The sequence below is a fragment of the Thermococcus barophilus MP genome (genome assembly GCF_000151105.2).
Taxonomy (GTDB): Archaea; Methanobacteriota_B; Thermococci; order Thermococcales; family Thermococcaceae; genus Thermococcus_B; species Thermococcus_B barophilus.
Genome location: NC_014804.1, coordinates 1,456,774 through 1,471,839, shown reverse-complemented (window position 1 = coordinate 1,471,839; position 15,066 = coordinate 1,456,774). Strand labels below are relative to the sequence as shown.

General features: G+C 38.6%; 15 protein-coding genes and 1 other RNA gene. 11 read left to right on the top strand and 5 right to left on the bottom strand.

The genetic code is table 11. The features are described 5' to 3' along the window. Positions 1-2: 2 nt before the first annotated feature. The gene (locus TERMP_RS08315) at positions 3-851 is read left to right on the top strand and encodes a DMT family transporter (protein WP_013467953.1); all 849 of its coding nucleotides are present in this window, start codon (positions 3-5) and stop codon (positions 849-851) included. Here TERMP_RS08315 and glnA read toward each other — a convergent pair. Continuing rightward, positions 848-2,170: a type I glutamate--ammonia ligase gene (glnA, locus tag TERMP_RS08310; RefSeq protein ID WP_013467952.1), complete on the bottom strand. Its 1,323-nt coding sequence runs from the start codon at positions 2,168-2,170 to the stop codon at positions 848-850. The genes TERMP_RS08315 and glnA overlap by 4 nt on opposite strands. A 289-nt stretch (positions 2,171-2,459) precedes the next feature. Here glnA and TERMP_RS08305 point away from each other — a divergent pair, with 289 nt between their 5' ends. The 5 genes from TERMP_RS08305 to rnpB all read left to right on the top strand — a co-directional run bounded on the left by TERMP_RS08305 (position 2,460) and on the right by rnpB (position 6,160). Continuing rightward, on the top strand, positions 2,460-3,416 hold the full coding sequence (locus TERMP_RS08305) for an NAD-dependent epimerase/dehydratase family protein (RefSeq protein ID WP_013467951.1): 957 nt from the start codon (positions 2,460-2,462) through the stop codon (positions 3,414-3,416). A gap of 34 nt (positions 3,417-3,450) precedes the next feature. Next, on the top strand, positions 3,451-3,858 hold the full coding sequence (locus TERMP_RS08300; RefSeq protein WP_013467950.1) for a DUF61 family protein: 408 nt from the start codon (positions 3,451-3,453) through the stop codon (positions 3,856-3,858). A 5-nt stretch (positions 3,859-3,863) separates the two neighbouring features. Next, a complete protein-coding gene (locus TERMP_RS08295) occupies positions 3,864-4,130 on the top strand; it encodes a hypothetical protein (RefSeq protein WP_013467949.1) in 267 nt (88 codons plus the stop codon). Between the two features lie 41 nt (positions 4,131-4,171). Beyond that, positions 4,172-5,797 carry a COG1361 family protein gene (locus TERMP_RS08290; RefSeq protein WP_013467948.1) on the top strand — a complete coding sequence of 542 codons (1,626 nt, stop codon included), beginning with the start codon at positions 4,172-4,174 and terminating at the stop codon, positions 5,795-5,797. A 38-nt stretch (positions 5,798-5,835) separates the two neighbouring features. Next, an RNA gene (gene rnpB / locus TERMP_RS11340) (RNase P RNA component) lies at positions 5,836-6,160 on the top strand. Here rnpB and TERMP_RS08285 read toward each other — a convergent pair. Genes TERMP_RS08285 through priL form a run of 3 tightly spaced genes read right to left on the bottom strand, consistent with a single transcriptional unit; the run spans position 6,161 to position 9,250 of the window. Continuing rightward, complete coding sequence (locus TERMP_RS08285) at positions 6,161-7,021, bottom strand: DMT family transporter (RefSeq protein WP_013467947.1); 861 nt, start codon at positions 7,019-7,021, stop codon at positions 6,161-6,163. 2 nt (positions 7,022-7,023) lie between these two features. Continuing rightward, on the bottom strand, positions 7,024-8,061 hold the full coding sequence (priS, locus tag TERMP_RS08280) for a DNA primase catalytic subunit PriS (RefSeq protein WP_013467946.1): 1,038 nt from the start codon (positions 8,059-8,061) through the stop codon (positions 7,024-7,026). Continuing rightward, positions 8,054-9,250: a DNA primase large subunit PriL gene (gene priL / locus TERMP_RS08275; RefSeq protein WP_013467945.1), complete on the bottom strand. Its 1,197-nt coding sequence runs from the start codon at positions 9,248-9,250 to the stop codon at positions 8,054-8,056. The genes priS and priL overlap by 8 nt, the downstream gene beginning before the upstream one ends. A 283-nt stretch (positions 9,251-9,533) precedes the next feature. On the opposite strand from priL, the gene TERMP_RS08270 reads away from it, so the two are divergent. From TERMP_RS08270 to TERMP_RS08255, 4 genes are all read left to right on the top strand, one after another. Continuing rightward, positions 9,534-10,283, top strand: a complete 750-nt coding sequence (locus TERMP_RS08270) for an ATPase domain-containing protein (RefSeq protein ID WP_013467944.1) — start codon at positions 9,534-9,536, stop codon at positions 10,281-10,283. A gap of 49 nt (positions 10,284-10,332) precedes the next feature. Beyond that, positions 10,333-11,076 carry an RAD55 family ATPase gene (locus TERMP_RS08265; RefSeq protein WP_048159974.1) on the top strand — a complete coding sequence of 248 codons (744 nt, stop codon included), beginning with the start codon at positions 10,333-10,335 and terminating at the stop codon, positions 11,074-11,076. Positions 11,077-11,154: 78 nt separating this feature from the next. Continuing rightward, a complete protein-coding gene (locus TERMP_RS08260) occupies positions 11,155-12,360 on the top strand; it encodes a hypothetical protein (RefSeq protein WP_013467942.1) in 1,206 nt (401 codons plus the stop codon). Continuing rightward, positions 12,330-13,487, top strand: coding sequence for a tripartite tricarboxylate transporter permease (locus TERMP_RS08255; protein ID WP_013467941.1), 1,158 nt, complete (start codon positions 12,330-12,332; stop codon positions 13,485-13,487). Before TERMP_RS08260 ends, TERMP_RS08255 begins: the two co-directional genes overlap by 31 nt. 2 nt (positions 13,488-13,489) lie before the next feature. Here TERMP_RS08255 and TERMP_RS08250 read toward each other — a convergent pair whose 3' ends face one another. Next, the gene (locus TERMP_RS08250) at positions 13,490-13,798 is read right to left on the bottom strand and encodes a DUF5748 family protein (protein WP_013467940.1); all 309 of its coding nucleotides are present in this window, start codon (positions 13,796-13,798) and stop codon (positions 13,490-13,492) included. 72 nt (positions 13,799-13,870) lie between these two features. Here TERMP_RS08250 and TERMP_RS08245 point away from each other — a divergent pair, with 72 nt between their 5' ends. Then, positions 13,871-15,061, top strand: a complete 1,191-nt coding sequence (locus TERMP_RS08245) for a class I SAM-dependent rRNA methyltransferase (RefSeq protein WP_013467939.1) — start codon at positions 13,871-13,873, stop codon at positions 15,059-15,061. The last annotated feature ends 5 nt before the right edge of the window (positions 15,062-15,066 follow it).

Genomic DNA, 15,066 nt, shown 5'->3' with positions numbered 1-15,066 from the left:
GCTTGAAAAGGGGATATCTTTTAGTTTTTTTAGCTGCCAGTATGTGGGGCACTCTTGGAATATTTGCCAAACTGCTGTATCAGTTTAACTTGGACACTTTTACTGTGGTATTCTATCGAGTGGTGATTGCGTTTTTTCTCCTCTTAATATACAATTCCTCAAAAGGTTTGAAGATTAAGAAAGAACGTCTTCCATTTTACGCATTCTATGGGTTTTTTAGCATTTTTTTGTTCTATGTGCTGTATTTTTATACTGTAAGAATATCTTCAGTGTCTTTGGCAGTTTTACTCTTATACACTGCCCCAATTCACTCTACGATACTCGGATACCTTGTCTTTAAAGAAAAAGTAACTCCAACAAAGTCAATAGCATTGATAATGGCAGTTTCAGGAGTGCTATTTGTTGTAAATCCGAATAATGAAAGAATAAGCATTCTTGCAATAGTATTGGGACTCCTATCAGGAGTTACTTATGCATTATATGGTGTTTTAGGTAAAATGGCAGTTAGAAACGAGAACCCTGAGGAGGCATTACTATATACTCTTGGATTTGGAGCTCTGTTCTTAATCCCCTTTTCTAATTTTAAAATTCCATTAAATGCAGTTCCCTATATTTTTGCACTTGCGTTTTTTCCGACATTTCTGGCATACATATTATACAATACTGCTCTGAGAGAGGTTGAGGTAAGCAAAGCTTCAATAATAGCGACGATAGAACCAGTCGTAGCTCTAATTTTAGCGTATCTGGTATTTAATGAGGTCTTGACATTAAAGCAACTATTTGGAGCGGCTTTAATAATTGGAGGCTCAATGCTTATTCATTTAGATGATATAATTGGGAAAAAGAATTAAACGTAGAAATACCTTTCGAGCTCCCATTCTGTTACTTCTTTGGTCTCTAATGGGATATTTCTTTTCTTGAGATACTCGATATATTCTCCCCATTCTCTTTCTTTATATTCTTTGAAGTTTCTGTAAGCCTTCCCAAGGGCTTTTCTAACAATTTTGTCCTTTTCGAGCTCATCTAAGGCTTCTTTTAAGCTTGATGGCAGGGTCTCAATACCTGTTTCAATTCTCTTTTCTCTGTCCATTTCATAGACGTTTTCTTCGACATATGCAAAAGGTTCAATCTTGTGCTTTATTCCATCCAATCCTGCCTCGATTATTGCGGCAAATGCTAAATAGGGATTTGCACTTGGATCCGGACAGCGGTATTCAATCCTTGCCCCCTTTCCTTTGTATGCTGGAACTCTTATCAGTGCGCTCCTGTTTCTGTAACCCCAGCTTACATAAACAGGGGCTTCATATCCTGGGACTAAACGTTTGTAACTATTTACAGTTGGGTTCGTCAAAGCTGCCAGTGCCTTAGCATGCTTTAATATTCCGCCAATGAAGTATAATGCTGTTTCACTGAGTCCATCTTCCCCGACGAATAAATTTTCTTCATCTTTCCACAGGCTTATGTGAAGGTGCATTCCATTGCCAGGCATGCCATAGATGGGCTTTGGCATGAATGTTGCATATAATCCATGACTCTCTGCAACTGCCTTGACAACATATTTGAAGCTTATGATGTTGTCTGCTGTTCCGAGGGCATCTGAGAACCTAAAATCTATTTCGTGCTGTCCGGCACCGACTTCATGGTGTAACACTTCAGGAGTTAGACCAAAGTAGGGCATGTAGAGTGCAATTTCTCTCTTTACATCCTTAGCCTTGTCAAGGTTTATGATATCAAAGTATCCCCCAACATCTGGTAATTGAAGTTCCCATGTTCCATTTTTTCTGAAGAGGTAAAATTCTGGTTCTGGCCCGATATAGACTTTTAGTCCTTCTTTCGCAAGTTCATCACTCACACTCTTTAAAATTCCTCTTGGATCTGCATGATATGGTTTGTCATCTTTATATATGAACCCATAGACTCTTGCTACTCCTTCCCATGGGATCTCTGCATATGTTGAAGGGTCAGCCTTAAATATCAAGTCGCTGTCCTCTATTCCCTGAAATCCAGGGATGGACGATCCATCAAAAGAAATTCCATCACTTATAGCCTCCTCGTATCTTTCTATTGGCACTTCCATTCCTTTTGGAACACCGTTTATGTCAACAAATATCAGCTGAAGGAATTTTATTTTTCTTCTCTCCATCATTGTCATGCTTTTTATTTCGTTCATTTTTATCACCTATTATTGTTTGAATGTTCATCACAAACGCTTTTTCTTTGAACAATTTATATAATATAAGGTTTTTGTCTGAACAATTGTCATTTTGACAAATGTCCACCCAGAGTCTATTTTTGTGACAAAAATATGCTAAATTTTATGAAACTACTTGATTATTTTTACAAATTTACGTTGATAGAATCCTGAGAAACAGTGGTTTCATTTTGGTGATCTAAGCCGTAACCAGCCGACTACAAAAAGGATATATAATGGTCGTTCGGATAATTGGATGGGGATGAAAATGAAGGTTCTTGTCACTGGAGGCGCAGGCTTCATTGGTTCTCACTTAGTTGACAGATTGATGGAACAAGGGTACGAAGTTAGGGTTATTGACAACCTAAGTGCTGGTAGCTTGAATAATATTAAACAGTGGCTTGATCATGAACGGTTTGAATTTCTCAAAGGCGACTTGAGGAGTAAGGAAGTTGCGAAAAAAGCCGTAAAAGATGTTGAGGTAGTCTTTCACTTGGCAGCTAATCCGGAGGTTAGAATTGGAGCACAGAGCCCAGGACTTTTATATGAAACAAATGTCCTGATAACGTATAGCCTTCTTGAGGCTATAAGAGAGGAGGAAGTCCAGTACCTTGTGTTCACATCCTCATCAACTGTCTATGGGGATGCTAAAGTTATTCCAACTCCGGAAGATTATGCTCCTCTTGAACCAATAAGTGTCTATGGTGGGGCAAAGCTTGCAGCTGAGGCTTTAATTAGTGGTTATGCCCATACTTTTGATATAAAAAGTTTGGTCTTCAGGTTAGCGAATATAATAGGAGAGCGCTCAAATCATGGAGTAATCTATGACTTCATAAATAAACTGAAAGCGGATCCGAATCGTTTGGAAATTCTTGGAGATGGAACTCAAAAGAAGAGCTATCTTCATGTGAGCGATACTGTTGAGGGGATGCTGTTCCTTTTTGAGAAGTTTAAAGAGGAGAATAAAACCTATGATGTCTACAACCTTGGAAGTGAGGACTGGATTACGGTTAAGGAAATTGCGGAAATTGTAAGCGAAGAGATGGGGCTTAGTCCAGAGTTCTATTTTACAGGTGGAGTTGATGGCGGAAGGGGATGGAAAGGAGACGTGAAGTTCATGCGTTTAAGCATTGAAAAAGCTAAAAGAAAAGGATGGAAGCCAAAAATGAATAGTTATGGGGCTGTAAGAAGGACTGTTCAAGAGCTTTTAAGGACATTGGAGTGAAAACCTTTTTATCGTCTTTATCTTAGTTTAATTCATGCCCCAGCCAGATGAAATAATAAACAAAGAAATTGCAAGAATTAACTTACACCTGCCCAGAGCGAGAAAAAGCTTAGCAAAGCTTTTGAATGAAGATGTTCCAAAAGTTCAGCTTAGAGATGGGAGTTTTCATTATTTCAAAAAGGAGGAACTTGAATATTTGCAATCTCTCTTAGATGTGGAGGAACTTGAAAAGCTTCACCTCCCAATCGTGCTTGAAATAACGACTGCATGGCATGGGTATTTTAGGGTTAGGGGTAAGGTTGAAGTTAAAGTAATTGAAAAAGTACTCGGGACGTATGACATATTAGAGGAAAAAGTAGAAGTTACTCTTCCTCGGTACTTGTTGCCAAAAATAAGAAGAACTTTGCCCACAACTACAACTTATGCATTTATAATGGAGTGATAACAATGGACGAAAACAGAGTTTTGCTTAACTACTATCTGTTCACAGTGCCTCACATAACAGTATTGGCTGGAGCAGTTCTTGGGTTGCTTCTGCTCTTGAAGGTTGATATAAAGAAAGCTCTTGGAATTTTTGCAGTCTTTTATGGTAGCATGCTTACGATACTTGCCTTTATGGTTAGGGACCACTTTTCAAGACTTGTCCTTTACAAGTTAAGCCTGATCATATTTTTTGGATTTACACTCCTCGGGATAGTTCTTCTCTTAACATGAAATTTATATTGTTCAAATGCAAAAATATTTGGGGGATGTTGATGAAAAGAGTAACACTTATCATTGCTATAACACTGTTTTTACTGCCCCTTGCATCTGCACAATTTATAGTCTTTTCGTCTCAGGGTGAAATTTTAGTGCTTTCTGGGGATTATACAGAAGGTACTTTTATTTTGAAGAATGATCAAAACTTTGATTTTAAGATTGTAAGCTTCCGGAAGTATGTTGTTTTGGATGAAAGGCTTAATAGGGTTGAGGGATTTAGGCTGGAACTTCAAAAAACCATTTATAATGAGTGGACATCAGGAGAGACCAGGGAAATTAGCTACAAGCTTTTTGTGAATGAAAGCGTCAAACCTGGTAATTATCAGATTGTTTTGACATTCTGGGGCTTTTTAGAATCTGGGGATATATACATTATAACAGCAAAAATTCCAGTAAAAGTCATTGATAAACCCCTCATTTTTGAGGAGGCGATAACTTATGTAAAAGAAAGACCTTTTAGTTCTAATTATGTACTTAATGGAGAAACAGTGGTTGTGTCTTCTCATATTAAGAATTTAAAGAACAGTATAATCCCTCTGAAGGCTTCTACGTATCTTGAGAGAAATGGAAAGAAATATCTGCTCGTGACAAAGACTGTTAATCTGACAAAGGGAGACAATATCGTCCGGTTTGAAATTCCAATTCCTTATGATCTACCATCCGGCAATTACAAACTTGTATATCTATTGGAATATCCTGGAGGGACGTATAGTTTTTCGAAGGAATATTACATTCAGTTTGGTGTTGAGCTCTCTGCACTGTCTTTAAAGAGCACCCAAGTTATGGAAGATTTTGAAAATGAAGCCTATGTTACGTTAACCTCTGAACGAGACATTAAAGTCAATGTCACGCTTTTGACATATGATAAAAATGGCGAACTGCTTCACAAATATGCTGAGACTGTTCAGCTTCAAAAAGGTACAAACATAGTTCGTTTTTCACTCCCTTCAGCACCTCCCGGTGAAGTCAAGGTTCTTGTGAAAGTAACCTATGATGGCATCTTTCTTGGAGAGAGATCAGCAACATATCATGTTATGGCATATCCAAAGATAGACAGCGTAACGTATCGCATCCTCTACAATGGAAAGGTCGAGTTTACAGTTGCAATCATGAACGAAAATTCAAAGAAAATTGAGGGCGTGTTGCATTATAAGATAACCGCAGCAAATGAAACCCTATACAAGGGGTTAAAGGATATTACACTATTTCCAGGAGAGAACAAAGTGCGGCTTGAGTTCACCCTTCCAGAGGGAGAAGCAGAGTACCAGTTTGTGCTCTCTGCATTCGGGAAAAATACCATTAAGGAGGGAACCGTTTACATTGAGAAGCAGACTCCAACGCAGACGCTCTCTTCACCATCCTCCAGTAGTACAATTAAGACAAAAGAAACAACTTCTCAATTGATAGGAGGGGAACATAAGGAAAAGAAAACGTGGGTAATGTATCTCGTGGGAATATTAATTGCGGCTGTATTAACGGCGGTTCTTATAGGGCTGGTGAAATCCGACAAGAAAAAGAAAAGAAAAAGACCCAGGCCCAAAAAGAAGTCCCCCCTTGGTAAGTATAAGAGACCAAAAATTCCAAAATTTGTAGAAAAGAGAGAACTTCCAAAAAAGAGGTAACCAAATCTTTATAATATCTTCTTTTAAATTTCTTTTAGGCGAGAGGGCTGGGAGTTGCCGGGCAGTGAGCCCGAGGAAGTTCCGCCCACCTCACCGGGGCCGCGGTGCCGCAAGGCACCTCCCGAGAGGGAGGGCAACGGCGCAGAAACGACACGTCCTCCGAGGAATGGGAATGAAAGCGGCGAAGGCTCCTGGTGACAGGAGCCGAGCTAACCCGCAGACGACCTCGGAGGGATCGGTGAAACGGCCGTCCCGCGGGGTGCAAGGCCGAAAGAGGGGTGATGAGTTCCCGGTGTGAGCCCCGTGGTTGGCCGCTTAGTCGAATGCTCCCTTAATACAGAAGGCGGGCTATAGCCCTCTCGCCTATCTCCGCTTTAACGTATCTAAAAGAGATGCTGATAGTATCAGAACTCCTCCTATCACTGTTCTAAGAGCGGGAACTTCTCCGAATACCAAAAATGCATAAACCACTGCACTTAGAGGGTCAAGGTAGCTGAGCAAGGCGACTTCATTCACTTTAACGTTTTTTAATCCGTCCATGTACAGGAAGAGTGCAAAAACAGTGTGCACGGCTACTAAAATTCCAACGGCAAACCAGTTAATCTTTCCAGCGAATATCTTACCGTAGAGGACGAAAGGAATCAGGATTACAGAAGCTATAAACAGCTGAACAAATGTTAGTATGTCACTTTTCACTTCTTTTAAAAATCTACCCAGATTAGGAATCATTGCATAGAAAACTGCTGCTATGAATGCGAATACGGCTCCTACAAAATCTCTGTTTTTAAAATTCATTTTTTGTTCACTCATTATTATCATCAAGCCAAGAAAAGCCATGAGAATCAGCAAAATTTGAAATTTCGAGATTTTTTCTTTAAGAAACTTGGCTGAAATTAATGTTGCAAGAACTGGAGCTGAATAATAAATAAGGACTGCCCTTGCTATTGAGGTGTACAAAAAAGCGGTAAATAAGAACACCCAATTTAAAGCAAGTGCAATACCAAGAAGAATCATCCATCCAAACTTTTGTTTGGTAGCCCCACTAACCTTCTGAAACCAAGATTTATCTTTTATGCTGAACAACAGTGCTAAAATTAAAGCTCCTAATGCAACCCTAAAGAATGCGATTCCCAATCCATTTAAATTTGTGAACCTCGCAAAAATCCCAACACTTCCCCAGATTAGCATTGAGACTGTTATTTTAATTCTCCCTGAAATTTCCATCTCTACTCACTCTTTAGCTCATTGTTCTCGAGCCATTCTTCATATGCCTGCCTGACTTCTTCTTTTCTGAATTTTGGCACTGCATCTCTAAACGGATTAAACTTTTCAAGCTCCTTTTCTTTGCTCCCAATATAGGTTGTGATTAATCCGACTTTAGAATGAAGGCTTGAGGGAACTCTGAGGATTCTTTTAACATCAACTGTGACCCTACCATCGAAGTATGCTTTTGAGAATGTAGTTGACAATGCGAAGAGTCTAAGGAGAGTTTTGTACCCTATTCCCTGTGGAAAGGCTGTAAGTCTTGCTTCTTTAACAAATCCTTGGTTGATTTTTTCTTTGTTGCTCAGAATCAAACTAATCTGCTTTTTATTTAATCCAATGTTTTTGAGGTGGTTATATCTAACACGCATTATAAAATATCCAAAGCGAAGACGAAAAACCCTAAAGTATCCAGAAGATAGCATTATCCTCTTGCTTTGGATGTCATCGAATGTAACCTCTTCTGCTGAAGATGTATATGCTAAAATTTTCTCTCTTGCCTTGGAATCAAGTTCAAGTGCCCATTCATCGAGTACCCTTATGTGATATCCTCTACCGGAGTACACAATGTGAATGTCTTCAAATCCAAAATCCTCCTTTAAAACAATTAGTGTATCTTTTGCAAGCTCTTTAGCGTCTTCTAAACAAATTGGACAAACAGTTCCGCTTTCATGGTTACATCTTCTTAGGGGCAGATCCTTGGCATCTATATCAAAAACAAGCTCTGCTCCAAGCCACCCACTCATTTCTTTGGGCTCCTCATATAATGCAACACTTGAAAATATTGCATAAGGTGCCGTTGCTTTAACGTAATCTTCCAAGTCTCTTATGTCATGGAATACATTTTTCCTATCACTTGGTCCATCCCCAGTATGATCAAAACCAAATTCTCTGTTTTCAAGAGTGTTCACAATAAATGGTGGAAGTTTTTTGGCATTCCATTCCTTTTCATAGTAGAGCTGTCTCTCCCTTTTTGTAACTTCCCTGAAAAGCTCATTCATTTCTATCCTCCCCTTGACTCTCTTTCTTACTTTCTAAGTATAGCTTTCTCAGATAGTATGTGAGAGGATTTTTGATGTACTTGCAGTCTTTATCGGGTTTGCAGAGCTGAGGTGCATTTACTTTAATTTTTGAGCAGTTTGGTGGGAAATACCAAGTGGATGTGCCACTGTCTTCCAGTTTAGGTTTTGAAGTATAACCAAATCCGAGATGATACCATATATTTTTGATCTCATTTGGCTGATCTTCAAAAAGTGGGGGAGAGCACCGGTTCCCTGCTTCAATTATCACTGGCAGGATTTCTTTTTCAATTATGCTTAAATCCTTTATGCAGTCTTTGATTCTCACATTTTTGCTTGGGGGATTTGGGCATATCCTTGCATAGCTCAGGAATGATGTCAATAGAACGGTTATGGCATAGTTTCTTAACCCGCTGGGTACACCCCCCAAGGCAATTTTAATGCATGGAGGGAATAAATCGAATCTCAATGGTTGGGCAGTGGTTCTTCCAACTCCTTCAAGCCTTTTCTTAAAGTGCTCTCTTGCAATCTCACTTAACCGGTTATATAGTTGGATGTAGTACTGGGGAAGCTCATCTCTGAGCTCGTATAGTAGATTCACTGCTCTCTCAAGATTTTTTTCAAAGGATTTTTCCCAGAGCTCTATAAGTTGGCTTCTATTCAGATAGGCATATCCATTTCTAATGTACACGTCTTTTAAGCTACCTTCATTTAGGCTTAGAAAATCTTTTAGCTTAACTTTGTATTTGAGGGTGATTTTTTCTCTGTCTTCTGGAGAAATTTCGCTGTAAAGCCTTTTTTCAATTATCGTCAGATCTCTTTGAGGTATTTCATTATCTGCTACGGGTTCAATAGATATTGAAAGCTCTTCAAAATTCTTGGTTTTTTCGATTCTGGTAAGATATATCTTTAAATTGGCTTCTTTTACAAGCTCCATTTCAAATCCATACGGAGAAAATGCGAGTGCGCCTAAAAGGGCGTAAAACCCCATTAAATCTTTCCAATCATTAGCATTTAAAATATATTCTGGAATTGCACCATTTTTTAGCCATTTAACCCGTTCTAATGCTAAATTTATATCCAGATACGTTGGAATAATCTCTAAGAAGCTGTTAATGTCTTCAAATTCCTTAAGTAATTCCCTTGCCTTTTTCCCAAAGGGATCGAGCATGACCTCACCTAAGGGAATTGTTGATTTTAATATTAAAACTCTTATGCCACATAGCAAGCGGAGTACTGGGATCTGATCTATTTGCTTTCTTTTTTGTAGATATTCTCTAAATTTGAAGAATTAGCAATGAGAGTTGCGGAAATTGCAGAAAACAGGAAACCTCACTCCAAAAATTTTATATTGGTTAATAACTCAAAAATAAATTGGTCATAACGAAATGGAGAAAGGATAAATTTAATAAAAGCCTGGATGTTATACTTATCAATGTTATCAGGTGATCACGATGGTTGAGTCTTATGTAGTAAGGAGGGTTAAAAGCGGAATCCCGGGTTTTGATGAGCTGATTGAGGGTGGTTTCCCTGAGAATACAACTATCTTGGTAACTGGTAGTACTGGTACTGGTAAGACTACTTTTGGAGCTCAATTTATATATAAAGGCGCAGAAGAGTATGGAGAGCCTGGTGTTTTTGTTACGTTAGAAGAAAGGGCAAAAGACCTTCGAAGGGAAATGCTCTCTTTTGGATGGGATTTTAGAAAATATGAAGAGCAAGGCTTAATTGCCATTGTGGATGGTGTTAGCTCAAGCGTTGGATTGCCTTCCGAAGAAAAATTTGCTCTTGAGGATAGGTTTAACATTGATAATTTTCTTAGATACATCTATAGGGTCGTAAAAGCAATAAATGCGAAACGTCTCGTTATTGATTCTGTTCCTTCGATAGCATTTAGACTCAAAGAAGAGACACAAATCAGGGAAGTGTTACTAAAGTTGAACACAATACTTCTTGAAATGGGCGTTACAACAATCCTGACAACTGAAGCTCCAGATCCGAGTGCTGGGAGAATAAGCAGATATGGAATTGAGGAATATATAGCAAGGGGTGTCGTGATTCTTGATCTTCAAGAAAGAAACATTGAGCTAAAAAGATACTTGCTTATCAGAAAGATGCGTGAGACAAAGCATTCGATGAGAAAATATCCATTTGAAATAACCAACAGTGGAATAGTTGTCTACCCAAGTGGAGAGATTTATTGATTTCGAATTCTGCACGGGGTGTCTCGCTTTGGTTCAGAATATCTTTGAAATGTATGAAGATATTGAAAAACGAGTGGAGAGAGTTCCGACTGGGATAATAGATGACCTCATAATGGGGGGCATTCCAAAAGGTAGCGTTGTTTTGCTAATTGGTGACCCCAAGTCAGGAAAAACAACGTTTATCAGTCAGTTCGTTCACACACAGCTAACTGGAGGGTACTCCACAATTGGTATTCTCGTTGATATTCCAAAATATGAGTTTGTAAGTAATGCTCTTGACTTTGGATGGGATTTCATGCCATATCTTGAGGAAAATTTCTTTATACTCGATGCCTACAGTCAGAGATTAAGGGGGACTCCTAAGTTCTCCTTTGATGAAGCGGTTGTTACTGATATCAGAGACACTACTCAACTTATCGATGCAATAAAGGATGTAACTTTGAAGATTTTATCTGAAAAGAACCCTCCAATGATAACGGGAATAATATCATCTTTGACTCCAATATTCTTTGAAACGGATAAAAAGCAGATATACAAATTTTTGGAGGATTTAAAAGAACTTGCTCACAGAAACAAGCAGGTGTGGTTGGTTGAGATGAATTCTGGAATTGAGGAACCTCATGTTGAGATGATGGTTAAGGCAATTGTTGATGGAATAATCGAGATGAGGTTAATAGAAGAAAATATGACCCTCAGAAGGTATCTAAGAGTTTATGGAATGAGAAGAACCAAACATGTTCTGTCTTGGGTGCCCTATGAGATAACTGAAACAGGAATTCAGCTTCAAGTCTGATTCTTACCCTTTGTTCTGGTATAAGGTATCTAATCCAACAATAGAAAACTTTTTAAAGTTTTCAAATTACTTACAATCATGGTTAAAAGTAGAGTATATGTTGTGGTATTAATATTGGCATCTTTAATGATGTTGGGTGCTGCATATATTATTGGTTCAGAGAAATACAGTAACATTGAAGATGCTCAAAAGGGCGATATTGTAGTTTTTACTGGTATTTGTGTTTATTCTAAGGGTGACTTTAGTGTGCTCACCGATGGACTTGAAACTATTACAATTTATAAAGGTCTAATTGAAGGCAAGATATACACGATTCAGGGGAAAGTTGTCAACAAAAAGCGAAAATCTGTGTATCCTCTAAGAGTCACAAATGGAAGTACTGAAGAATTGCATCTCTCCTACTTATCAGGGGTTTATTGGGATGATCACAGTTGCTATATTCTCACTCCCCAAAAAGTAAAACTTGACAGATGTTTAAATGTTCAGAAAGGCGCAGAGATACAGGCAAAAGGCGTGATTTATGGTGGTACATTTTATATCATTAGCTTTGAAGTGGGAAATTTTTTGAAAGAACCTCAAGATAGTTTTCCCTATCGAGTTGTTGGAGTAGTTTTAGATAACAGAACACCAACAATAATATGGAACGGAAAAGAAAAGATTAAAGTTTACTTACCCTACAGATTTTCTCTGAAGCTTGGAGACAAGGTTGAAATTTTGGGGATTGTAAGACTGTATTCGACGCTTACGCTTTACGTAAACAGCATAGATGATGTTAAAATTACTGGAAAGGCAGAAAGAAAACCTATTGGAGAAGAGGAAATTGGAGACATAGCACATGGAAGTTGCCAAGTCACTAAAGCTGGTAAAGGTCTAAGCTTGAACTGTACTGATTTAAAGCTATACGCATACTCTGCAAGAACTGGTGATATTGTAGAGTTTGAAGCTCTCCGAAGAGAGCGCTCTCTTGTATGTTTGAACTGTTCTGTTAAGCTCCCAAGAGAAAAACTCGGAAATTCGATATGCACTCCTGAACATGAGGGCGTCATTAAAATTGAAGGAAGGATTTCTTGGATTAGGATTTACAAAAATGGGTTTGGTTTAGCGAATATTACTAATGACAAATGTTGGATTCTTCTAAAACTTAGAAAGTCTCTAAATCTTGAGCTTAAAGAGAACCAAACGATTACAGCTTTTGGAATTTACACAACATATAGAGGGAAGCCAGCCCTTGAAGTACATTCGAGGGATGATGTATGCTTAGAGAATTCTTGTTTGGACTCATAGCTGGGACTATAACGGGGATAACACCAGCGTTACACGTTAATACTTTAGCGTCACTGTTGAATGCTTTAAATAATGAGCCCGATGGATTTGGATTTGTGATACTCATTTATACAATGGGTTTAACCCATACGTTTTTGGACTCTATACCTTCAACTTTTCTTGGAGTTCCTGATGAAGATACGGTATTGAATATCTTGCCTGCCCATAGATTGGTTCTTGAGGGGAGAGCTCTTGAGGTAATTAACATCTCTCTGAGGGCAAGTCTTTTAGCAGTAATTTTTGCTTTTCCCCTCTTGCCTATTTACCTCTCTTTAGCTCCTAACTACACACCCGGATTTGGTAGAGTATTTGTGTTCTTTTTGACTTGTTTTTTGCTTTTAATAGAAAAAGGAATAAAGAAGGTTTTTGCTTTACTTGTTTTCCTAATCTCTGGGATTCTTGGAATTCTGATTGACTATTTACCCCTCCGGGAGCCATATTTTCACATTTTTGTTGGTTTATTTGGAGTTCCCACAATATTTTACTCTCTGCGTAGTGGGATTACCACCATTGAAGCTGGAGATTATGAAATTAAAATGTCCCATAAGTCTTTATTTGGCTTTTCCCTCCTTGGAACTACTTTGGGAATGCTTGCTTCCCTGCTTCCTGCCTTTACCTCTTCTCAGGCCGCATTAATTGGAAGCTTCTTTTCAAGGGATGAAAGGTCGTTTTTGACGGTGGCATTCTCCGTGAACACATCGAATTTTTTCTTTTCACTCTTTAATTTCTACCTAACGGGGAGAACGAGAAATGGAATAATGGTCTTGATTAAAGAGAAGTACTATTTGTTGAGTTCACATGAGATTTTAATTTTGACACTGCTTACTATTGCTGCGGCTTTAATTATAAGCCTCTACGGGCTGGAAATAGCTAAAATAATTGGCAGTGTTCTCTTTAAGGTAAATTATAAGCTCCTAAACTTCCTTGTTTTATCTTTTATTGTTGTCCTGTCCTTATATTTTGACGGGATCCTTGGTATCTTACTTTTGGCAACAGCGTCACTAATAGGTTCTCTTCCACTTCTTCTTAACATAAAGAGAACAAACTGTATGGGAGTTTTAATGGTAAAAATAATGGTTAGAGGATAAAATTAAGCTGATTTTTCCTTTAAAATCCTTTGGAACTCAGCATAATCTGTGACTATTTTCACATTGTCAAGGGTCTCGAAGTAGACCTTTTTGATTTTAACCTTCTTTGCAGTTGTGTACTTCATTTCAGGGGGATCATAGGAACCGGGTTCTACAATCTCGTCTTCAATGACATATGTTTTTAAATCAGGTTGTCCCACATACTTCCAAACCTCATAGAACACCTCTGGAGCGAGGTGAATTTCTCCCTCAATTTCTGTGTAGTCTGCTCCGATATCCTCCAGAAACTCTTTTATAACTTCTAAGTTCATAGAACTCACCATTATATACTTTCATCTCAAGAGTTAAATACCTATCGCTTTAACTATTGGTTGGTGGTGAGAATGGCGAGAGTTTATGTTGATGCTCAAGCCTCACGAGCACTTCAGAAGGGAGCTATGATTATCTTTAAAAAAGGCGTTGTTAGAACTGAGGGGGAGATAAAGCCGGGAGATATAGTTGAGGTGTATTCTCGTGGTGGGAAGTTCTTAGGTAAAGGATTTGCGAATCCAAATTCTAATATAATGGTTCGTCTGTTGACAAAAGAAAAAGATGTAGAAATTAACAAAGAGCTTTTCAAAGAGAGAATTAGAAAAGCAAACGAATACAGGAAAAAGGTTCTCCGTTATGGCAACGTTTACAGGATGGTATATGGTGAGGCAGATTATCTGCCAGGATTAATCGTCGATCGCTTTAATGATATAGCCGCCATTCAGATTTCAAGTGCTGGCATGGAGAGATTTAAGCTTGATGTTGCTGAAGCGATAATGGAAGTTGAGCCGGATATAGAGACCGTTTTTGAAAAGAACACTGGAAGGTCAAGGAGAAGAGAAGGATTACCAGAGATTGAGCGTGTATTGCTTGGTAAGGAAAAATACAGAACGATAATTGAAGAAGGAAAAGCCAAGTTCATAGTTGACATGCGTGGACAAAAGACTGGATTTTTCCTTGACCAGAGGGAAAACAGGATAGCTCTTGAGAAATATATTAGGGGCGGTGAAAAGGTTCTTGATGTCTTCACTTACACGGGAGGCTTTGCAATTCATGCGGCAGTTGCTGGAGCTGAAAAAGTGATAGCTATTGATAAGTCCCCAAGGGCAATAGAGCAGGCGAAGGAAAATGCAAAGCTCAACGGTGTTGAAGACAAGATGGAATTCATAGTGGGTTCAGCATTTCCTGAAATGGAAAAGCTCCAAAAGAGAGGAGAAAAGTTTGATATAGTAATTCTCGACCCTCCCGCATTTGTCCAACATGAAAAGGACTTAAAGAGGGGACTAAGGGCTTATTTCAACGTGAACTATCAGGGGCTTAAGCTTGTAAAGGATGGTGGAATCTTAGTAACCTGCTCATGCTCCCAGCATGTTGATCTGCAAGCTTTCAAGGACATGATTATTGCTGCTGCAGCAAAAGCTGGCAAATTCCTCAGGATGCTTGAGCCTTATAGAACACAAGCTCCAGATCATCCAATTTTGATGGCTTCAAAGGATACTGAATATCTCAAATGTCTGTTCTTATATGTTGAGGACATGAAGTGATTAAA